This window comes from Hyalangium versicolor (assembly GCF_020103695.1).
Taxonomy (GTDB): domain Bacteria; phylum Myxococcota; class Myxococcia; order Myxococcales; family Myxococcaceae; genus Hyalangium; species Hyalangium versicolor.
This window is the reverse complement of the sequence record NZ_JAHXBF010000001.1, coordinates 470,482-491,261: the sequence shown is the minus strand read 5'-3', so window position 1 is coordinate 491,261 and position 20,780 is coordinate 470,482. Positions and strand designations below refer to the sequence as shown.

Annotated in this window: 16 protein-coding genes; 5 read left to right on the top strand and 11 right to left on the bottom strand. The window is 65.7% G+C overall.

Annotated features, from left to right (window positions below; translation table 11 throughout):
• Position 1: 1 nt before the first annotated feature.
• The 6 genes from tssB to KY501_RS01690 form a co-directional block, all read right to left on the bottom strand.
• On the bottom strand, positions 2-610 hold the full coding sequence (gene tssB / locus KY501_RS01715; RefSeq protein WP_224360576.1) for a type VI secretion system contractile sheath small subunit: 609 nt from the start codon (positions 608-610) through the stop codon (positions 2-4).
• A 130-nt stretch (positions 611-740) separates the two neighbouring features.
• Positions 741-1,616 carry a type VI secretion system baseplate subunit TssG gene (locus KY501_RS01710; protein WP_224360574.1) on the bottom strand — a complete coding sequence of 292 codons (876 nt, stop codon included), beginning with the start codon at positions 1,614-1,616 and terminating at the stop codon, positions 741-743.
• Positions 1,617-1,623: 7 nt separating this feature from the next.
• The gene (locus KY501_RS01705) at positions 1,624-2,628 is read right to left on the bottom strand and encodes a type VI secretion system protein IglI family protein (RefSeq protein ID WP_224360572.1); all 1,005 of its coding nucleotides are present in this window, start codon (positions 2,626-2,628) and stop codon (positions 1,624-1,626) included.
• A complete protein-coding gene (locus KY501_RS01700; protein WP_224360570.1) occupies positions 2,621-3,007 on the bottom strand; it encodes a DUF4280 domain-containing protein in 387 nt (128 codons plus the stop codon). The genes KY501_RS01705 and KY501_RS01700 overlap by 8 nt, the downstream gene beginning before the upstream one ends.
• 39 nt (positions 3,008-3,046) lie before the next feature.
• Positions 3,047-4,726, bottom strand: coding sequence for a class I adenylate-forming enzyme family protein (locus tag KY501_RS01695; protein ID WP_224360568.1), 1,680 nt, complete (start codon positions 4,724-4,726; stop codon positions 3,047-3,049).
• 4 nt (positions 4,727-4,730) lie between these two features.
• Entirely contained in the window at positions 4,731-4,880 is a 150-nt protein-coding gene (locus KY501_RS01690; RefSeq protein ID WP_224360567.1) for an MYXO-CTERM sorting domain-containing protein, read from the bottom strand.
• Positions 4,881-4,954: 74 nt separating this feature from the next.
• Here KY501_RS01690 and KY501_RS01685 point away from each other — a divergent pair, with 74 nt between their 5' ends.
• Positions 4,955-6,400, top strand: a complete 1,446-nt coding sequence (locus KY501_RS01685) for an OmpA family protein (protein WP_224361062.1) — start codon at positions 4,955-4,957, stop codon at positions 6,398-6,400.
• Between the two features lie 69 nt (positions 6,401-6,469).
• On the opposite strand, the gene KY501_RS01680 is transcribed toward KY501_RS01685, so the two are convergent.
• Complete coding sequence (locus KY501_RS01680) at positions 6,470-8,527, bottom strand: Ig-like domain-containing protein (RefSeq protein WP_224360565.1); 2,058 nt, start codon at positions 8,525-8,527, stop codon at positions 6,470-6,472.
• A 235-nt stretch (positions 8,528-8,762) separates the two neighbouring features.
• Between KY501_RS01680 and KY501_RS01675 the strand changes: the two genes are divergently transcribed.
• Positions 8,763-14,459 carry a choice-of-anchor D domain-containing protein gene (locus KY501_RS01675; protein WP_224360564.1) on the top strand — a complete coding sequence of 1,899 codons (5,697 nt, stop codon included), beginning with the start codon at positions 8,763-8,765 and terminating at the stop codon, positions 14,457-14,459.
• A gap of 21 nt (positions 14,460-14,480) precedes the next feature.
• On the opposite strand, the gene KY501_RS01670 is transcribed toward KY501_RS01675, so the two are convergent.
• Both KY501_RS01670 and KY501_RS01665 read right to left on the bottom strand, forming a co-directional pair.
• Complete coding sequence (locus KY501_RS01670; RefSeq protein ID WP_224360563.1) at positions 14,481-15,473, bottom strand: hypothetical protein; 993 nt, start codon at positions 15,471-15,473, stop codon at positions 14,481-14,483.
• Between the two features lie 61 nt (positions 15,474-15,534).
• Positions 15,535-17,277: a DEAD/DEAH box helicase gene (locus tag KY501_RS01665; RefSeq protein WP_224360562.1), complete on the bottom strand. Its 1,743-nt coding sequence runs from the start codon at positions 17,275-17,277 to the stop codon at positions 15,535-15,537.
• A gap of 80 nt (positions 17,278-17,357) precedes the next feature.
• Here KY501_RS01665 and KY501_RS01660 point away from each other — a divergent pair, with 80 nt between their 5' ends.
• From KY501_RS01660 to KY501_RS01650, 3 genes are all read left to right on the top strand, one after another.
• Positions 17,358-18,071 (top strand): hypothetical protein, encoded by a 714-nt coding sequence (locus KY501_RS01660; RefSeq protein ID WP_224360561.1) that lies wholly within the window; start codon positions 17,358-17,360, stop codon positions 18,069-18,071.
• Positions 18,072-18,138: 67 nt separating this feature from the next.
• Positions 18,139-18,834: a histidine phosphatase family protein gene (locus KY501_RS01655; RefSeq protein ID WP_224360560.1), complete on the top strand. Its 696-nt coding sequence runs from the start codon at positions 18,139-18,141 to the stop codon at positions 18,832-18,834.
• A 20-nt stretch (positions 18,835-18,854) separates the two neighbouring features.
• Entirely contained in the window at positions 18,855-19,922 is a 1,068-nt protein-coding gene (locus KY501_RS01650; RefSeq protein WP_224360559.1) for a phosphotransferase family protein, read from the top strand.
• 23 nt (positions 19,923-19,945) lie between these two features.
• Here the strand turns inward: KY501_RS01650 and KY501_RS01645 are convergent, their stop codons facing one another.
• Both KY501_RS01645 and KY501_RS01640 read right to left on the bottom strand, forming a co-directional pair.
• Positions 19,946-20,401: a DUF6232 family protein gene (locus KY501_RS01645; protein WP_224360558.1), complete on the bottom strand. Its 456-nt coding sequence runs from the start codon at positions 20,399-20,401 to the stop codon at positions 19,946-19,948.
• Positions 20,398-20,778, bottom strand: a complete 381-nt coding sequence (locus KY501_RS01640) for a DNA-binding response regulator (protein WP_224360557.1) — start codon at positions 20,776-20,778, stop codon at positions 20,398-20,400. Before KY501_RS01640 ends, KY501_RS01645 begins: the two co-directional genes overlap by 4 nt.
• Positions 20,779-20,780 lie beyond the last annotated feature (2 nt).

Here is a 20,780-nt window from a genome sequence, read left to right as displayed (position 1 = left end):
ATCAGGACTTGGCGGTCGCCACGGCGGGAGCGGGAGCGGGAGCGTTCTGGGCCGCGAGCGCGGGCTGGACACCGTCGGCCGGCTTGGCGGCAGCCACCGCGGGCAGGCGCATGCTGGCGTAGCTCTTGAGCTGCTCGCTCTCCAAGAGCTTCTTGAGTTCGTCCTTGTTGGAGAACAGCTCGTAGAGCTTCTTGCGCAGGTCCTTGCGGTTGTCGATGTCCGACTGCATCTCCAGCAGGAGCTTGCGCAGCAGCATCAGCGCCTTGAGCTTGGGCACGTGCTTGACGATCTCGTCCGGGTGGAAGGACTTGATCTTGTCGACAGGCAGCTCCACCGCCATCTTCCCTTCGCCGTCGGCGCTGAGCTTGTCATCCACCTCGAAGGAGATGGACATGCCCATGTCCTTCATCAGCTCGTTGAGGTTGTTCCCGTTGACCGAGCGCAGCTTGCGCTCCTCGAGATCGACCTGCCGATCCTTGGAGCTGCCGAGCGAGAAATCACCGAGGACGACGACGCGGAACGGGAGCTTGACGTCCTCTTCCTTGCCGTTGATGTTGGTGCGATAGACGAGCGTGATGCGAGACTTGGGTAGCTTGTCCTGAATGGGCACGGATTCTCCTTACACGGTGCGGCGCACACTTCCTGGGAACTGAATGGCCCCCCGACTTCACCGCGGGACGTACACCGCTGTGTTGCGGAGAGTAATGTTAAAAAAAAGCATTCAAAGGGGTCAAGTAAGGTTACCCCTCTGCGGCGATGTTCGGCTGGTGGCTGGACGTATCCCCTGAGAACAGAAGGACTTGCTGCGCTTCGCTCGCGGGTTCCTGCAGGGCGTCATAGCCCAGGTGGCTGGCCCGCTCCAAACGTAGGATACCCTCCTGCTCGCGCATCACGAGGATCACGGTGAGCATCAACACCGTCTCCGAGAGCAGCGGCAACACATCCGTCTCGAAGCGGCGGCGGGCCTCGGTGGCCCAGGGCGAGCCGTTACTGGAGAAGGGCTCGGCACAGAAGATCCTCACCTCCATGGCGCCGGTGGGGATGTTGGCGAAGCCGCCCATGGAGTCGCCCTCGCCGAGCGCGCTGGAGCCCAGCCGCATCTCTCGCGCGGGCACCTGCTGGTGGCGCACCTCGCGCCGCACGGAGAGCTCCGCATCGGGGAACGCCTTGGTGAAGATCCAGTGCATCGTGCTCGGGCAGGTGGGGCGCAGCAGCCTCAGCCGATCCCTCGCGGCCTCGGGCCACCCGGGCAGCAGCGCGCTGTTGCGCTCGGGGTAGAGCCCGGAGAAGCACTCCTCCAGCAACCGGTGATCGAAGTAGCCGATGAAGCGCTCGAGCCGATCATGGTCGAGCTGATCCATGGTCCTCATCATGAAGGACGGCAGCGGCGACTGGGCGCTGAACAGCCCCATGTTCACCGTGATGATCACGCGCTTGCGCGGCGTGTGGACGAACTGGACGTCGTGCACCAGATGGGACTGGCGCACGGTGGTGCGATGGCTGCGGTACTCGAGTTCCGCGTCGCCATAGCCGGAGGCGGCCAGCACATCCAGCAACGCCGGGATGTCGAAGCTGCGGATGCGCTCTCGGATGCGCTGCTCGACCGGGCCGTCCATGGCAGCCCTAGTCCTCCGCCTCGCCCAACTGCGCGCTCTGCTCGAGGAAGGCGGAGAGATCCACGCGGTAGAGCTGATCGAGCGCGCGGAAGGACAGCGACTCGGTGCTCTGCAGCAGCGGCTCCACCTGCTCCGCGTGAGTGCTGAGGCCCGAGAAGAAGCGGGAGAAGAGCGAGGGCAGGTAAACGCGTGGATCGAAGCGCTCGATCAAGGCCAGCACGTCCGCTGCCACCACGGAGGCCTTCACCATGTCCCCCCGCTCCACGAGCGTGTTGAACGCGGCCAGCTTGCGCATCAGATCCGCCAGCGCGGGAGACACGGGAATGGTGGGCCCGGCCGACACGGGCGCCGCGGGCCTGGCTTCCTCCTCGGACGAGTCGTCCTCTTCGGGCTCCTCCTCGGGATCCGGCGCGGCCGCGTCCTCCGGAGGGGGCGGCACCGGCAGCGACTGCAGGTGTCCCTCCAACCACTGGGTAAGGCGACGGAAGGGGGCCTCACAACCGTTGCGCGGCATCACCCGGCTGAACGAGGCGAAGATCTCCTCGCTGAGCGCGAGCGCCTGCTCCAGCGGCTCGCGATTGGACGGAGCGCTCCAGGCCAGGAACGTGGCGTCCTTCATGCGCTCGTGATGCTCCAGGTGCTTGTTGAGCACCTTGATCAGCCAGCGCAGGCCGCCGTCGGCGTAGACGTCCCTGCGCTCGCGCGGGCTGAAGAACTGCCAGTTGCGCAGCAGCATGCTGGAGAGCGAGTGGTACACCACGGGCATCGCCGCCATGCCTCCCTCGAGGAACACCCCGAGGAGGTACGGGCCCACGAGCCGCACGTCATGCTCGCCTTCCTTCAGCAGCGCCTCGGCGGCCCGAGCCGCGTCGAGATAGGCGCTCTTGGCCACCAGGTCGTTGACCTTCCCCAGGCGCTCGTCGGAGCCGTCCATGTCCGGCGCCTCTGCCTCCAGCAACTGATCCAGGAGGTGAAGCTCCAGGGGAGCAATGACCTTCGCGGGTTCACCCATCTTGCACCGTCACCTGTCCAGGCGAGACGACCTGGATGACACCACCGTAGGAGCACATCAGTTTGCAGTTGCTGTCCACGGCCGGCATGTTGCCGATCATCAGCTTGGGACACCCGGGAACCCAGGGCGCCGCCGTGGCGGGGATGCAGGGCATGGGCGTGAGCACCCCCATGGCCGCCGCGGTAGCCGCCGCCACCATGGGGTTCGCCATCGACTGACACATGCCGAAGGGCATGATGTTCACCATGGGCTTGTTGTCCATGATGTTGGCCGCCGGCGTGGTGGCCATCACCTTGTTTGTGGGCAGGACCATCAGCGAGGACGGGGCCACGCCGAAGCTGCACTGCAACATGGCCCCTGTAACGACCTGGACTCCCATGATGCACTCCTTGGAGAGGGCTGGCGCGGCGCCTCATCCTCACACAGGCGGCTCGGCCTTTTCCAGCAGGTGGCCCCGCAGCGCCGTCAGGGCCTGGAAGAGCGGATCCGCACTCTTACGATAGAGCGCACCCGTCAGGTACTGCGCGTGGCACCAGGGCTCGTCTACCTGCCCCTTCACCTTGCGAGGGTACAGCGGGATGAACTCGGTGCGATCCGGCAGGTGCTCCGCGCCCAATTCGAGTTCCAGGGTGCGCCTCACCGTCTGCAGCCAGACGGCCGACTGCTGGGGTTGGGCTCCGGTGAAGACGAGCAGGACGTAGCGGTAATGGCCCGCCACTCCTCCCGTGGGCGCTGTCACCACGGCGGCGCCTCGAACGAAGGGCAGCCCCTGGACGACCTCGGCCACCTCGGCGGCCGGATACACCCGCCCTTCCCTCCTCGCCGTGCGCGGCCCTCCGTAGTGGTACACGCCAAACGAGCGCGTGAGGACGACGTAGGGAGGTGGCCGTCCCTTGTCCGGCATCAAGGAGAAGACGCCCACATCTCCTGGCGCCTCCTGGCCGCTCATGTTGACGTCGCTGAGCCCCCAGCGACGCCCCGGAGCCGGAGGAGCTTCGGTGTGCAGATCCCTGACCCGCCGCGTCGAGACGAGCACCGCGCCGCCCGCGGACGGATCCACGAGCACGTTGGAGGAAGGCACCGCGGACACACCGCACTGTTTGATCCAGGCCCGCCAGGAGACCCAGTCAATGGGCTCCTCGGGGTTGCGGAACCAGTGGCCCACGCTCTTGAGCGAGGTGCGCGTCCGCAGCAGCAGATCCCTCACCGCAGGAGTGACGCCGAGCGCGCGCACCGGATGCTCGTTGAGCAGCGCGGGGGTCGTCTCGAGATCCGCCAACTCGATGTGGAGATAGGTGGCGCCTCGCAGCAGCGTGGCGAAGAGGAAGGCCGGCACGTGCTGGAGCGGGTGGTAGCCGGGCGCCGCCAGGTGCTCTCCCGCGCCAAGGCCGAAGGTGAGCAGGCCGTCCACGAGCGCCCCTCGCCAGGCATCCTCCGCGCTCAGCGGTGCCGGGGTTCCCGCCGGCTCCACCAGGGGCGAGAACAGCAGGCCCACCGGCTCCTCCGGCTTGTACGTGTGCGAGGTGAAGGCCGGCGAGGCCTGGCCTCGGCTCTGCAGCAACTGCTTCTCGAAGCCCTGAAGGATGAGCGCCTGGTGAGGTTCGGTGGCGATGTGATCCGGCCCGAGCATGGCCAGGCGGCGCGTGATGAAGCGCCGGCCCTGCGGAGGCAGGAAGCTGATGCACGCCCCCAACCCCAGTGCCGCCGCGAGCGAGATGAGCAGCTCGTTGCCCACGGAGTAGATCAGGCACACCTTGGCGCCAGCCTTGACGCCCTGCCGTGCCCAGTCGGTGGCCCGGCGCGAGGCCTGCTCGTGCAGTTGGCGGTAGCTGAGCGTCTGCCACCCGCTCCTGCGATCGTAGGTGCGCAGAGCCACCCGATCCGGAGTGCCATGGCGCACGACAAGATCGTGGAAGAAGTCGTAGTGCTGCCCGCCGCGGCTCTTGAGGGGCGCACCGCGGCCCACGTGAGCCACGGCCAGCGCCGCGGTGAATCCATCCGGATCCTCCCAGCTCTCCACCTGCCAGGCCGGTACCCCAGGCTCAGCGGGGGTGCCGGTCTCCAGCTGGTCGAGGATCCTCTTCACATCGAAGGGCATCCGGCTACTCGCGCCTCCGCCGCGTGTCGTGACCGACGAGCGCCAGCAGAGCAAGCATGCTCGAACCGTCCCGCTCGGCGTTCGAGTTGGAGCAGCCGCTACCCTGTCCTGGCACCGAGACCCGCTGGACCGTCAGGACTTTGACTCGGAGCACTTGCCCCTCCCCACTCAAAGAGCGGTAGAATTCGACCGTTCATGAGTTTACATTCATCCGCTCGCACCAGTGCAATGGCCGTGAGCTTGCTGGTCTGCTCGCTGGCTGCCGCGCAAACCACCGAACAGCTCCCGGGCTTTGATCTCGAGCGGCTGGAGACCAACGTAGGGCGCGGCACGCTCCTGGTCGGCAACGGCGAGCTGATGGTTCCAGGGGGGCTCCATGTAAGCCTCCTGGGGCACTATCAGAGACTTCCCCTCGTGCTGAACGACGGAGAGGGAGATCTCCAGGTAGTGCGCAACCGGGCCACCGCACTCCTCTCGGCCGGCTACGGCTTGTTGCCCTGGCTCGAGGTGAGCGCTCAGCTCCCGTTCGTCCTGTGGCAGCAGGGAGATGATCCCTCCCTCCTGGGGCTTGGCGCGCTGGCGGCCCAGGGCTTGGGTACCCCGGTCCTCCAGGCTCGACTGGGACTGCTGTCTCGCCGCCAGCGGCACCCGGTGGATCTGTCCGCGGATTTCGGTGTGGGGCTGCCCGTGGGCAATGGTACGGCCCTGGCGGGAGATGATGGGCCGCGCTTCCACGTGCGCATGACGGTGGGCACCAGCCTGGGCATGGTGGCGCCCTCGCTCGAGGCGGGCGTGCTGTTCCGTCCCACCATCCTCCTGGCCACCTCCGACGGCTCGGCCAAGCAGGGCGCCAACTCAGAGATCCGCCTGGGAGCCGCGCTGGCCACCACTGGCAAGGGCCTGCGCGGCGAACTCGGCCTGCGTGCCACGCTCTCTCCCCAGGTGGCGATGGATGTGCTCGGAGGCGTGCGCTTCCCGCTTCCCGCGGGGCTGGATGCGTCCCTCATGGCCGGCCCTGGACTGGGTGGCGCCCTGGGCGCGCCCCGGTTCCGGGTCCTGGCCGGCGTCAGCTTCCACGACGAGCCTCCCCCCAAGCTGTCCTTCATCGACGAGAACGCGGACCGCGAGCTTCAGCTCGCGCTGGCCACGCCCGACCGCCCGCCGGAAGACGAGCGCGTCCGTCCGGTGAGCACCTGGGAACTCAACGCCCTCAGCCGGGGAGATTCCGGAACCGCTGCTCCCCAGGGGCCGCAGGAGCCGCTGCGGCCCTACCAGCCCACGCCCCAGGAGCGGGTCGTCCTTCGCGGAGTGATCCCCTTCACCAAGGGCAGCGCGGAGCTGCAGGCTGTGGTGCCGCTGTTGGATCAAGCGGTGCTCCAGATGTCAGAGCTCCCCAGGGGTGGCACCGTCATCATCGAAGGCCACGCGGACACCGAGGGCACCGACGCGTCCGACATGTTCATGTCGCTGCGGCGCGCCCAGGCCGTGCGACGCTACCTCGTCAACCAGGGCGTCCCCGCGACACAAGTGCGGATCCGCGGCTTCGGCGCGGAGTGGCCGGTGAGCGCCAAGCCCGCCACCGAGGAAGAGCGCCAGCTCAACCGTCGCGCCGAGGTGATCGTCCTCACCGAGGCAGTGCCCACCTCGGCCACCACCCAGACCCCCACCCCCTAGCTGGATGGAGAACCCCTGCCGCCTGTCTGGCGGCAGGGAGAACGCCTCACGGAGATGTTGGGAGTGCGCTCAGTTGACGCACTGCCTTCCGTTGGCGTTGTTGCTGAACGTGTTGTTGTACGAGGCTTGGATGAAGCTGGTCGTCACCGTCGTGCTGCCGGAGTGAGTGCCATCACTGATGGTCACGCCACAGCCAGAAGAGTCGCTGAGCGTGCTGTTGGTCAAGAAGGCCCCGATCTCCTGATACACGTTGACGTTGCCTGTACCGATGCTGCCAGCGGCTCCTGCCTGAGAGACGGTCACGTAATCGAGCTGGCTCCCGCTGGCCTTCCAGAAATGGAGCCCCCGCCAATAGCCTCGAGTGGTCTGCGTCGTGTCCGCAACGAAGCGGATGGGCGCTGTCGAAGTTCCCACCGCCTTCAGAGCACCCGGCGTGTCGCTGGTCCCCACCTGGAACGAATGATCCGCGCCGACCCGCACTTCCGTCCCCGCCTCCAGCGTCAGGATCGGGCTGGTCTCATAACCCACGAGAACCTCGGCATTGACGACATAAGGAATCGCCAGGTTCGGCCATGTCTGGGTCGTGGCCACGATACAGCAACGAAGCTCCACGGCATTGTGCCCGTTGCCGGTAAAGCTCCCGCCCGTGGGAAGCGTACCGGCTGCATTGGGCTCGATGGAGATGGCATAGCTGCCGTTGTCGTTCGCGGTCAGCGCGGTGGACCCGCTGCCAAACCCGCCATCATTCAACAAATAAACTCCGTACCCGCTGCTCTTTCGCACGATCACGTTCTCGACCACAGGGCGTGCGCCACCACCACCGGAGTTTCCGTACACATTCAGGTTGCCAGTCGCGGCGCTATCGCCAACCCCTGCATACTCGATGGTGGCAGAGGAGATGCGGCTGTTGCTGGAGGTTCGCGGGTACAGGTGCACCCCTCGCCAGGAACCGGGCTGTGGAGTGGCCGAATCCGCGGTGAGAATCACGCGCTCGTTCGCCGTACCGCTGACGACCAGCTCGCCCTGGGCGCCTTCGCCAACAGACAGCCCCTGGCCGCTCCCGAAGCGGAACACCGTACCGGCGGCAAGGGTGAGTGTAGGGACACTGGCCCCTTCGACCTTGATCAGATCGTTGACGACATAGGGGATTCCCGACTTCTGCCAGGTCTGCGATCGAGAGACACTGCCGCGCAACTCGATCGCATCAGGGGAGTTGTCCGTGAAGGTACCACCCAGAGGGAGCGTACTGGCCTGGTTGGCCCCGATCCGTATCGCGTACGAGGCGCTCCCCGAAACACTGAGCGTCGTCGACCCGGCGCCAAAGGCGCTGCCGTCATCGGCCACCGCGACTCCCGCGGCGCCGCTGTTCTGGACCGTCACGTTGCGAAGCACCGGTGCCGCCTGGCTCTTCACGGCGATGCAGGCGCGCTCACCCGAGTCCTTCCCACAGTGACTCAGCGTGACGTAGTCGAGCTCCGAGGTACTGCCCGCTCCAGAGAACAAAAGCCCCTGCCAGTCTCCCTTGGCGGGGGTGCTCTGGCCGGACACCATGCGGACAGGTGCTGCCTGGGTCCCCGTGGCCTTCAGCGCTCCCGTGGTGATGGTCAACCCGAAGCCCGGAGCGAAGCGAAGTTCCACCCCGGCTTCGAGGGTCAGCGTGGCGAGCACCTCGAGGTTCGCGTTCACCCTGTGCGGATTGTCGGACGCGCGCCACGTCTCATCGGCCGTGATGTTGGTGGAATGGTCGGTGCCTGGCTGACGGCTCACCGTGAGCGTCGCTTGTCCCGTCTGGGTGCTGCTGCCCACCGTGGCCGTGGCGCTGATGGTCAGGCTGGTCGTGCTTGCAACAGACTTCGTCGAGACCTTACCCGCGGCATCTACCGTCGCCACGGATTCCACGCTGGACGTCCAACGGTAGCTGGAACTGGGGACGGTGAAGGGCTTGCCGGATTGATCCGTGGCGCTGGCCGTGCATTGGGAGGACTCTCCTGCCGTCACGGAGGCGGGGGTGCAGGTGACCTGTATCGCGGCCAGCTCGGGTTGCGGTGGCTCGACAGGATCATCGCCGCCACAACCGCCCAGGATCAGCAGCGTGGAGATACAGAGGGTTGCCCGGGTGAACCTCATGAGTCGTTGACCCCTTTCGTTACGAGTGCCCATCATAGTTCCGAGTTCGCCGTGGCCGGGCAGAGGCATGTCGCGCCCGCGTTCGTGTCCAGTCGATGCCTGGCAGAGCCGCTCGGCTGCTTGCGCTCGCGCCAGCAAGCAACCAGCAGGGCCCCAGCGATGGCCCTCGTTGCTCAGGTGACTGTACGCTCATGAACAGGTAGACTCCTACCGCTTTTTGCATGGGGAGGGGCATGTGCTCCGCTTCTTGAAGTACCTGGCCGTGTTCGCTCTCGGAGTGCTCTCTGCCTGCACCGTTGACGCCCCAGAGGGTGCGGCTTCCGAGCAGCCACCCTCTCAGGTTTCCGCTGCGCTCACGGGCTTTGACGCAGGGCCCGTGGTGTGGAACGGCGCCACCAGCAACTGCTTGAGGTGCCGTGGTACCTCTGCGGGACTGTATGCCTGCTCGGGTGCGCCCGACGCGGGCTGGAACAACGGCGAGAAGACCTTCCCGGACCCTGTTCCTTCTGGCGCACTGGTCGTAGGCATCTCCGTCAGTGTGGTCGGCAAGTCCAATCTCAACAGCAATGCAGAGGCCGTCACAGTCACGTTGAATGGGGCGACGACCATCGGGACCTTCGACCCGGGTAATACAGGCAACACCTGCCCAGGCTCTACATGCGAGACCAAGACCGTCAGCTTCCCCGCAGATAACAGCTACGATCTTGATGAAGGGATCTCCTCCTATCACTACAAGACCCCGACTGACCCCGGCATCAATACGCTGAGCTTGGCAGTCGGCTCGGGTGACTACTGCGTCTCCCATGCCATCGTGACAATCACCTATGCGCTCCGGAGTCTGGAGCTCTCGACCGTCACTCTGGTCTTTGACAACCAGAAGGCAGGTACCGTCAGCGAAACCAGGGTCATGACGGTCAAGAATACAGGTGAGGCGAACATCTATATCAGCACGCCCCTTGTGGTCGACGCGGGCGTCGACGCAGGCGTCGATGCGGGCCAGCCGTTTACCGTTGGGACCTTTTCGCCGGCAGCCCTCCTGCCGGACTCGGCCAGAGACATCATCGTGACGTTTGCGCCCCCTTCCGTGGGAACCTTCAAAGGGGTTCTCACGGTCGCCAGCATCGACCCGTCCATTGCGCAGCAGAACGTTGTGATCACGGGAAAAGGGGTAGCGTCGGCGGCCGATGTCGTGATCCCCGATGCGGGAGCGCTCGCCTTCAACAACCAGCGAGTCGGTACCGACAGTCCGTCCAAGCTGGTCCAGGTTCGCAATGCCAGCGACAGCCCCATCACGATCACACCCGGCACGCAGGGAGACGGCGGGATCTACACGGTGGTGAGCCCTAGCGGGGGCTTTACCCTGGATGCTGGCGCCTCCCAGGGCCTCCAAGTGGTGTTCAGACCCCTTGTTCAGGGCGGCTCTTCAGGAGCCCTCACCCTTGCCGCCAACGGCGAAGACCCAGCAATCGCCCCAGTCGTTGCTCTCACAGGGGTGGGCATCAAGCCCAGCCTGGTGGTGACGTCCTCCACCCCCCTGATTTTCGGGAAGCAGCGCGTGCTCACCACCAGCGACGCCGGGCTGGTGACCCTGAAGAACGCGGGGACCGATACGCTCGTCCTCCAGGGCTTCACCCTCTCCGGACCCTTCACGGGTATTCCGGACGCGGGCATCTCGCTGACTCCGGATAGCGGTACCAGTCTCTCGCTTCGATTCCGGCCCACTGCCGCGGGGCCTGCTTCGGGAACCTTGAGCTTCACCTCCGATGACCAGGATTACCCCGATGCTTCGGTTCAGCTCGAGGGCATTGGTATCGAACCCCTCGTGGCGGTGACCCCCACCGGTCCCCTCGATTTCGGCCCGCAGCGCGTGGGTGGCACCGCCCCCGGCACCCAGACGGTAACGGTGACGAACATCGGTGATGACAACCTCACGGTCCAAGGGGTCAACATCGGTGCGGGTTTCAACGTCTCTCCGAGCGGCGGGTTCACCCTGGAGCCCGATGCTGGACGGGCACTCACCCTGAGCTTCACTCCTGGCACCCTAGGCACCATCTCTGGCAGCCTGAATGTCATCAGCGATGACCGGCTTCGTCCCAATGTTCCCGTCGCGCTCTCTGGCGTTGGGACCGTCCCCAAGGTGGGCTTGACTCCGAGCACCGTCCTGGTGTTTCCGACTGATCAAATCGTCACCACCCCCAGCTCTCCCAGCGCCGTGACGGTCAAAAACAGTGGCAATGAGGAGCTCGTCGTTTCCGCTGTCTCGGCCACCGCGCCTTTCTCTCTCGTCAACGCGAATGCCTTCAACGTGACCGCGGACGGCGGTTCCTATGCCCTCCAGGTGGTTTTCACTCCCACGGATGCGGGGCTTTCCACCGGACGACTGACGCTGACGACGAACGATCCCGTGGACGGAGGGATGGCCACCCTCGAGTTGCAGGGCACAGGGGTCAGGCCCACTCTCGAAGTGACCTCCGCGCTCGACTTCGGTTACCAGCCAGTCGGCGCCCATCCCGATGCTGGAGTGGTGAAGTTCAGGAACGCGGGCACAGGCACGCTGCAGATCAGCAGCATCGCGCTGCAACCGATCTCGGGCTCTTCCTCGGCTTTCACCATGCCTCAGCAGACGACGATCAGTCTGGGAGCAAACGTCGAGGGTACAATCCCGATCACGTACCATCCTGATGCGCCGGGAGAGTCCACGGCCAAACTGACGTTCAATACCAATGATCCCGAGCCAACCAGGCACACGGGCGAGGTTTCCATTCGTGGCATCGCGGAGAATCCTGTTCTCACAACGGATCCGGTGTCTCCGCTGGACTTCACCGACGTGCGGCGGGGTTCTCCAGCGAGCATGCAAGTGCGTCTCATCAACAACACCCATGTTCCTGTGACGGTCCAACCGCCCACAATCGATCAGGACCCAGCCGATCCCATCTTCACTTATCTGGGCTTCCCCAATAACAATACTGGCCCCATCACGATTGCGGGAAATGACCATTTCGATTTCTTCTATGTAAGGTTCAGTCCGCCTGCCGATACATCCGCGCAAGACAAGTCATACACTGGAAAACTCCGCATTCCGAACTCTGGCGGCGAACGGCAGCTCGATCTCAAAGCCAGGGCAGTCAATCCACGTTTGTCCCTCACTCGTACCTCGATTGACTTCGGAGATGTGGAGAAGGGAGAGCCCAGTACCCCCGTGCCTGTGACAGTCGCCAACAGCAGTTCGGCCCCTGTCAAAATCAATCTCTCCGTCACCAACGGAGTGGCCTTCAGAACCGAGTTGACGGACGGAGGCCCCGTGCTCCCGAACGTCACGGTCGATACAAACAACCCACTGACCTTCAACGTCATCTTCAGTCCCAAGGCAGAAGGGACTGTAGACGGTGGCATCACCGTCTCCAGTGATCTTCCTCCCCCAGCGCCGCAAGTGTCGCTCCAGGGAACAGGAACCACGGCCAGCATCTCGGCGGACGAGACGACGATCTCGTTCGGCAATCAGCGTGTGGGGCAGAGTTCCACGAGGACTCTTACCATCAACAATTCGGGTGCCGCCAAGCTGAAGATTTCGCAGATCCGCACGAGCGATTCGGCCTTCGCCGTGCTCCAAGCGCCCGATCCGGCCCCCATCGACGGGGGAACGCCGCGCCCTCCGATTGTCATCGACTCTCGTAGCAGGGCCTTCCTGGATGTGGTGTTCACTCCGTCGGAGGTGAAGGACTGGAAAGATGTCGGGATCTCCGTCGTCAGCAACGCCGTCAATACATTCACCAGCCCCAACCTCTCGGGACGTGGGATTGATGGACGTCTGGTGGCGAACCCCAGCCCTGTCTCATTTGCAGACGTGGAGGTGTCGAGTTCACAGTCGAAGACCGTGACGATCACCAACGCTGGAGAGCACTCCATGAAGGTCCTGGATGTGGCTCCGCCGGACGCAGGAGTTTTCAAAGTCGCCGATAGCTGCAAGGACAGGATTCTGGAGCCATTTGATGCGGGCACCTGCGTGCTCTCCGTCACCTTCCAACCTGACCATCGCGGTGACTACCTGGCATCTGCATATTTCAAGACCGACGCCCGGCAGAACCCCGATTACGTGCTCACGCTGAGTGGTACGGGCGTGGCTGGGGAAATGCAGTTGCTACCCCTGGTGCTCAACTTCGGCGGCTCCAACCTGCAAGGGACTGTTGTTCGGAATCTCAACATCACGAACGTGGGTGAGAAGTCCCTCTATGTTTCAGCGCTCGATATTGTCGCGGATGCACTCGACGGTGGCACAGCCATGGACTTCAGCCGCGACGATCTATCCGTGCCGCCTGTGACGCTGGAGCCCAAGGGCACCAAGCAGATTCCTCTGAAATTCACCCCCTCGGGAACGGGGCCTCGCAGCGCCGAGGCTGTCGTCTACTACGGTGCGAACCAGTCGATGAGGGCGACCCTCGTAGGCGTGGGGACCTCACCGAAGCTATCGCTGAAGGAGTCTGGCAAGCCGGTGACCGGCCCTCTGGATTACCAGAGCGTGTTGATCGGCACTGCCGCGTCCAAGATCCTGACGATTACCAACGAGAGGCAGCAATACGAGGGGCCGCTCACACTGACCTCCATCGCGTTGAACGGGCCGAACAAAGCCAACTTCAGCATCACGACGCCCGGATTCCCCATCACCCTGCAGCCAGGTACCTCCACCCAGATCTCGGTGGCGCTGGAGCCAAACACGGAAGGTCAATTCCTGGCCGAACTCTTCATCACCTCGGATGATCCAGACACCCGCAACATCTCGATCCCTCTCACCGGGTTGGGCGTTCGTCAGCAGATTCAACTGCTACCGCCGAGCCTGGACTTCGGGAAGCAGTTGATCAACACCCCCTCGAGTGAGCTGCCGCTCGTCGTCAACAACAGCAGTTCCTCTCGCAGCGCGACCCTCAACTCGGTCGCTGTGACTGGGACGGGCGCCTCGTTCTTCAAGGTGTCCACCCCGCCTCTGCCGCGAGTGGTGGAGCAGTCCTCGGGAGGAGTTGAGCTGAAGGTGCAATTCACCCCAGGAGATGAGACGCAGGTGGACGCCAAGCTGAAAATCAGCTTCTCGGATCCACCGGCGGAGTTCGAGGCACCGCTGCGTGGCCAGGGCATTGGCTCGGTGCTGTCGGCCCAGGCCGTGGACTTCGGGGTGATACGTCTGGGAGGTGAGCCGCTCGAACAGGATCTCACCATCACCAACCTGAGCAGCGCAGAGGTCACCCTGGGAACGCCGGTGGAGGAACCGGGCAAGTATGGCGAGCCCTTCACCTACATCCCTGAGCTCAGCACGCTGGGGGGAATGAAGATTCCCCCCAATAGCTTCCTCCGGTTGAAGGTGCGCCATGCCCCCAAGATTGAAGCCGACTCCTTGACCCGGCTGGCGTTGACCACCACCACCCCTCCCAGCCCCAGCAAGACGATCGTCGACCTCAAGAGCAGGTCGATCCAGCGTCTGCTCACGGTCGAGCCCGTCAGCGTGGACTTCGGCCGCGTGGATGTTCACGACGAAGTCGATCCCAAGGAGATCACCATCTTCAACAAGTCCCCTGTCGCGCGGCTCGTCCAGGTCAAGGTGAAGGACGAAGAGACACACTTCGAGCTGGATGAAGCCGACGCGGAGTCCCTGAAGACGACCCCCATCCCGCCGGATGGGAAAGCCACCTTCAAGGTGGCCTTCAAGCCCAAGGACGCCAGCGCGGAGGAGACCGAGGTGGTGGTGTCCCTCGCCGGGAGCACCGAGACCGAAGCCAAGCTCTCCGTCAAGGGACAGGGCCGCCAGCTCACGGGACAGGGCGGTGGATGCTCCAGTGCCAACATCGGGGCGGGGAGTGCGGCGATGCTGGGGTTGCTGACGCTGATGGCGCTCGGCCGGCGGGGACGGAGGCGCGAGCAGCCGGATTCCACTCGACGGCCGTGAGTGTCTCGAGTCCCCCGGCGCTCAGCGCTGGGGGATGACGCCGATCCGGACGAGGAAGCGCGTCTTCCTCTCCAGCTCGCGCTGCAAGTCATTCAGGTGCCGCGCCGAGTCTCGCACTGGTGCCATGGCTGGGGCGCTCGCCCGCGCGGGAGTGATGGCGGGTGGCCCCATGGTCCTCCGAGGCTCTGGACGGGCCGCTTCACGCTCGGCCGGCGCGTTCCGGGGCCTGCGGACCATGGGCTGCCTCACCACGAGCGGCGGCACCCGATCATCCACCGCGCGACCGTAGAGCCAAGCTCCACACCGCCACAGCACGTCGTGGCGCTGCACCAGCAACGTCCAGAAGCGATCGCGCATCTCGAGGAACCGCACGAGGGGCGGTGACCCTCCATCGGCCGAAGCGCCCTGCTGCCCGAGCAGCACCTTCAGCTTCTCCGCGATCTGCTCCGCGTCTCGGACCTCGCTTGGGCTCACCGGCGAACGCCCGGAGATGCGCGACTCGTTCCTTCTAAACACCGCGGCCAGCGCCAGGCAGTCCTCCAGGACATCCTGCTGCCCATACAGCCGAACCTCATCCGCGTCGGCGTCAGACAGCAGGTTGGCCTCGGCGAGCGCCTCGGCGGACTTGCGCAGCTTGCGCCGCATGTTCTGCGCCTGATCGAAGAGCGTCCCGAACGAGATGGACCTCAGCTCGCGCTGGACCTGCAGCGCGGCGAAGGCCACGCCCTGCACGAGCCGAGGGAGCATCGAGAGCTCCACGACATCGATGCTCGGCAACTTGCCGATGACCACCGCTCCACTGCCGAGCACCGCCTCAACCCCGCGCGTCACGTTGTGGTAGGTGAGCACGAGATCCGCGCAACACTCCTCGACGGCGGCCGGGTCGATGGCCCTCGCGGCGGCGATAAAGGAGTCGTAGGCCGCTTGCGAGCTCACGCTCTCGAGTTCGGCGATCTCCACCGGCACGTCCGCGGGGGGGGTCTCGGGCGCTTTGCCGCTCTCTTCCTCGGCCATATGAGGGCAGATTATCGACCGCCCTCCGGCACCGCAATGCACCGACCCCTTGGGGTAATCCTCACCCCCTGTCCCGCCGGATCGTGACCTTCCGGCCACGCAGGGTGGCATGCTTCAGCGCTGCGATGATGTGGTCGGCGGACGGCTCGGGTACCTCCACGAGCGAGAAGGCATCCGCAATCTGGATGGCACCGATCTGCGAGGCCTCCAGCCCCGCCTCGCCCGCGATGGCTCCCACCAGATCCGCCGGGCGCATACCCGCGCTCCGGCCCGCGCCGATGTACAGCCGGGTGATATCCCAATCCGGCCGCTCCGCCCGACGCCGGGGACCGCGATCCCCATGCTCGGGCCGTCCACCGGGCGCAGGCCTCTTTCCAGGGGGTTCCGCGGCCCCCTTGCGGCCAGGACGCTCGAAGCGGGGGCGCTTCTCGGATGGCGGAGCAAGCACGGGGATCTCCTCCTCCTCCCCAGCACGGCCGTCGTCCCGAGCCTCCTGAAGCAGCTTCACCGCCGCGGCGGCGACATCCATCACATCGAACTCGGCGGCCAGGCCCTCCACCACGCCCCGGCACGAGTCGAGCCCGCCCGCCACCAGCGCCTCTCGCAGCGAAGCCCGCGTGAGCTCCAGATGCCGGGCGCGCAGGTCGGCCACGGTGGGCACGGCGGACACTTCGATGCGTTGCCCCGTGAGCTTCTCCAGGTTGCGCAGCAACCGGTGCTCCCGGGGCTCCACGAGCGTAATCGCCACCCCCTCGCGCCCGGCTCGACCCGTGCGGCCAATGCGGTGCACGTAGGCCTCGGGTGCGTTGGGCACGTCGAAGTTCACCACGTGGGACAGGCGGGGAATGTCCAACCCTCGCGCCGCCACATCCGTGGCCACCAGCAGATCCGCCGCGTGCGACTTGAGCTGCTTGATCACCCGGTCGCGCTGCTCCTGGCTCATGCCCCCATGGAGCGCCTGGGCCCTCCAGCCACGGCCGTTGAGGGACACGGAGAGCTCGTCCACCTCCGTCCGCGTGCGGCAGAAGACGATGGCCGCCGTGGGCGACTCCACGTCCAGGACGCGACAGAGCGTGGCCACCTTGAAGGCTCGCGGGACGATGTAGGCCGTCTGCCGGATGCGCGGCAGCTCGCCCGGCTCCACCTTCTCACGGGCAATGCGCACGCGCACCGGCTCTCGCAGGTGACGCTCGGCGATGGCGGCGATGCGTGGCGGCAACGTCGCGGAGAAGAGCGCCGTCTGCCGCTCCTCGGGCGTAGCGGACAGGATGGCTTCGAGATCCTCCGCGAAGCCCATGTCGAGCATCTCGTCCGCCTCGTCGAGCACCACCACCTGCACATCATCCAGCTTCAGCGTCTTGCGCTGCAGGTGGTCGAGCGCCCGGCCCGGAGTGGCGACGACGACGTCCACGCCACGCTTGAGCACCCGGAGCTGCTGGCCGATCACCTGCCCGCCGTAGAGGGGCAGCACGCTCACGCCGAGCTTCTGGCCGTAGCGGTGGATGGCCTCGGCCACCTGCATGGCCAGCTCGCGAGTCGGCACGAGCACCAGCGCGGAAGCGGTATGCGGCGCCCGAGTTCCGGGATTGAGCTGCTGCAGGAGCGGAAGCGCGAAGGCGGCCGTCTTGCCCGTCCCTGTCGCGGCGATCCCGAGCAAATCCTTGCCCTCCAGCAGCGGCGGGAGGGCCGCGCGCTGGATGGGGGTGGGCTCCTCGTACCCCAGATCCCGGAGCGCCTCCACGAGCTGTGGCTTGAGCCCCAGCGAGTCGAAACTGTCATCAAGAGGCGTCGAAGGTTCTGTCACAGGGCCCGGCTTGTATCATTCCCCAAGGAGCCAAGGGGGTTCGAACACGCCCCACCGTCGAGAGGTGTATGAAGGTGGGTATGACTGAGTCGACTTCGAAACCCTCGGGCGCTCCCCCACCCCAGCTCGGGCGCATCGCACTCCATGCCGTGGCTTCCGGGCTGGCTCCGCTCATCCCCATCCCCTTCCTGGATGAGTACGCGCTGCGTCAGGTGCGAGAGCGCATGGTCCGTGCCGTCCTCGCGGAGCATGGCCTGACGTCCCCTCCCCCCAAGGCCGTGGGGATCCTCGCCGGCTCGCATGTGACGTCCACCCTGGGCGGCCAGCTCCTCGGGTTCTTCAAGTCGATGGCGCTCCTGCCCTTCCGAAAGGTCTGGCGCAGGGCCTTCCTCGTGCTGTGGGTGAAGGACTGCGTGGACATGGCCTCGTACTCGCTGCACCACGGCTACCTGCTCCACCACGCCGTGGCCCGGGGGGATCTGAGCGCCCGCTCCCTGGAGGGAGACGCTCCGAACAAGGTGCATGACGCCATCCTCGCCGCCTGCAAGGAGGTGGACTCCCGGCCCATCAACCAGCTCCTGGGCCGGCTCTTCCAGGGCAGCAAGCTGCTCATCAAGGAGGTCACCCAGGCGCTGAAGACCCCACTGGTCGGACAACCCCGCGTGCCGGAGAAGGAGGAGGACGCCGAGGTTGCCTCCCTGGCGGACCGGCTCACCGAGGCCCTCTGGGAGAAGCGCGGCTACCTCACCGCCCTGCAAGAGCGGTACGAGAAGCACATCGGCTCGGCGCGCTGAGCGGCGAAGATCGGTTTGGACGGAGGGGCCTGCGTTCGTTAGCTTCCAGGCCCTCCGCGCCCTCGCCATGACCCGCCTCTATCTCGTCCGCCACGGCCAGGCCTCCTTCGGGGCCAGCCACTATGATCGGCTCTCGCCCCTGGGCGAGCGTCAGGCGGTGCTCCTCGGACAGCACCTGCAGCGCACCGCCTTCCGCGCCGATGCGTGGCTCAGCGGCACCCTGGATCGGCAGCGCGCCACGCTCGTCGGAATGCTCCAGGGGCTGGAGTCGCCCCCCTCCACCGACGCGCACCCCGGCTTCAACGAGTACGATCACGAGGCCATCTTCGGCGCCTACCTGCCCCGTGTCATGGCGGAGATGGGGGTGACTCCAGATGATCGGATCGCCCTGTTCTCGGACACGCGCCAGTTCCAGCTCGCCTTCGCGCGCGCGATGCAGCACTGGGTCGACGGAGCTCCCCACGAGAAGCCTCCCTTCGAGACGTGGGAGTCCTTCCAGACGCGCCTTCGCGAGAGCCTCGAGCGCATGGCCCGCTCCAGCCACGAGCGCATCGTCATCGTCACCTCGGGCGGGCCTATTGCCTTCGCGATCCAGGCGGCGCTCGGGCTGACCACGGAGAAGACCTTTGCCTTGAACTGGGCGATCTATAACTCCTCCGTCACCGAGCTGCGCTTGCGCCGTGGCACGCTCATGCTGGCCGGGTTCAACAACGTGGCCCACCTGGAACTCGCGAGCGATTCCACCCTACTCACCTACCGCTGAGACCCGATCGAGGAACCCTCATGAGCACTCGCGACGAGACCCGGCCCCCCCGCTCCGGTGAGGAGCTGGATGCCAGCAAGCTGCTGGAGTGGCTGGCACGGCAGAACCCCGTGTTCACCGGCCCTCTGCAGATCACCCAGTTCCCCGGAGGCGCCTCCAACCTCACCTATCTCCTCCGCCAGGGCGACAAGGAGTGGGTGCTGCGCCGGCCGCCCTTCGGCACGAAGGCGAAGACGGCCCATGACATGGGGCGCGAGTTCCGCGTGCTCTCGGCATTGCAGCACGTGTTCCCCTACTGTCCCAAGCCCGTCGCCTACTGCGAGGACGAGAGCGTGATGGGCAGCCCCTTCTACGTGATGGAGCGGCTCCACGGGCTTATCCTTCGCAAGGATCTGCCCAAGAACTTGACGCTGAGCCCCCAGGACGCGCGGACGCTCTGTGAGCACCTGGTGGATGTGCAGGTGGCCCTGCACCAGGTGGATGTGAAGGAGGCGGGGCTCTCGGAGTTCGGCAAGCCCGAGGGCTACGTTCGCCGCCAGGTGGAGGGCTGGAGTGAGCGCTTCCGCAAGGCGCACACGGAGGATGTGCCCGACTGCGAAGCCATCATGAAGTGGCTGGCCGAACACCTGCCTCCCGAGAGCGGGCGCGCGGCGCTCATCCACAACGACTACAAGTTCGACAACGTCGTCCTGGATCCGAAGGACCCGCTGAAGATCATCGGCGTGCTGGACTGGGAGATGACCACCCTGGGCGATCCGCTCATGGATCTGGGGTGCTCGCTCGCGTACTGGATCCAGGCGGATGATCCGGAGGAGGTGCAGATGGCTCGCATGCTCCCCACGAACGTGCCGGGCATGATGACCCGCCGCGAGCTGGTGGACTACTACTCGCGCAAGTCCGGGCTGCCCATCCAGGACTTCCACTTCTATTATGTGTTCGGCCTGTTCCGGCTCGCCGTCATCGCGCAGCAGATCTACTACCGCTACGCGAAGGGGCAGACGACCAACGAGAAGTTCGCCCCGTTCGGCATGGTCGTGGCCATGCTCAGCTTCCGCGCCGAGCAGGTCATCCAGAGCGGCACGTTCTGAACGGGTGGTGGAAACGACATCCTTCAGTTCCTCTGGCGCGCCGCCGCTGCTGCTTGCGCTACCACCGCCACGAGGCTCGAGATGAGCTGCGGATCCCGGCTGCGGAGCACCCGGCCCTCCCTCTTCCGCGTCCGCAGCACCAGCCAGTACGTGTCTCCCATCAATACGAGCGCGGCGATCGAGCTGTAGATGGCCGTCGCCGAGACCACCAGGGCCACCCCGTAGATCCCTCGCTCCCGAGTATCCTGGGCCGCCATGGCCGAGAGGAGCACGGGCAGGCCCACTCCCCCGCCCAGCATCAAGGTCACCAGCCAGGGAACAACCCATGGACCACGGCGGATGGAATCCACCGCCTCCACGTCTCCCAGCGGCCACGTGCGGCCCTGGGCGACCACCCGCTGGCTCGTCACGAGCAAGCCCTGAGCGTTGAAAAGCGTGGTCTCGGAGGGCACCGAAGCCTGAGACAATGTGTCACTCATTGTACCCTCCTGGACGACGAGGACCTTCCGGTCGCAGGGAGCACCGCGAGAACCATTCGCCGAAGCTCATCGAGCGGCTGTCCCAGGGCGAAGCATCCCCGTGCTCCCAGCCGCAGTGCTCGCTGCATCAACCGCTCGTCGGCGAACGGCAGCAGCACGAAGACTGGCGCCGGGTAGGTCCCGTCCCGAGCTGTCTGCAGCGCACTCAAGACGCTCTCCCCTCGCCCGACCTGGACGAGCACGAGATCGGGCCGGGCCACGTGCGCCTCGCCCACCTGCAACGTAATCCCCACCTCCACGAGCACGTCGCAGAGGAGCGCGGCCAGGGACTCATCCGCGCCCAGAAGCAACGCGTGGCCGATGTGTCGCGTCGCCACGG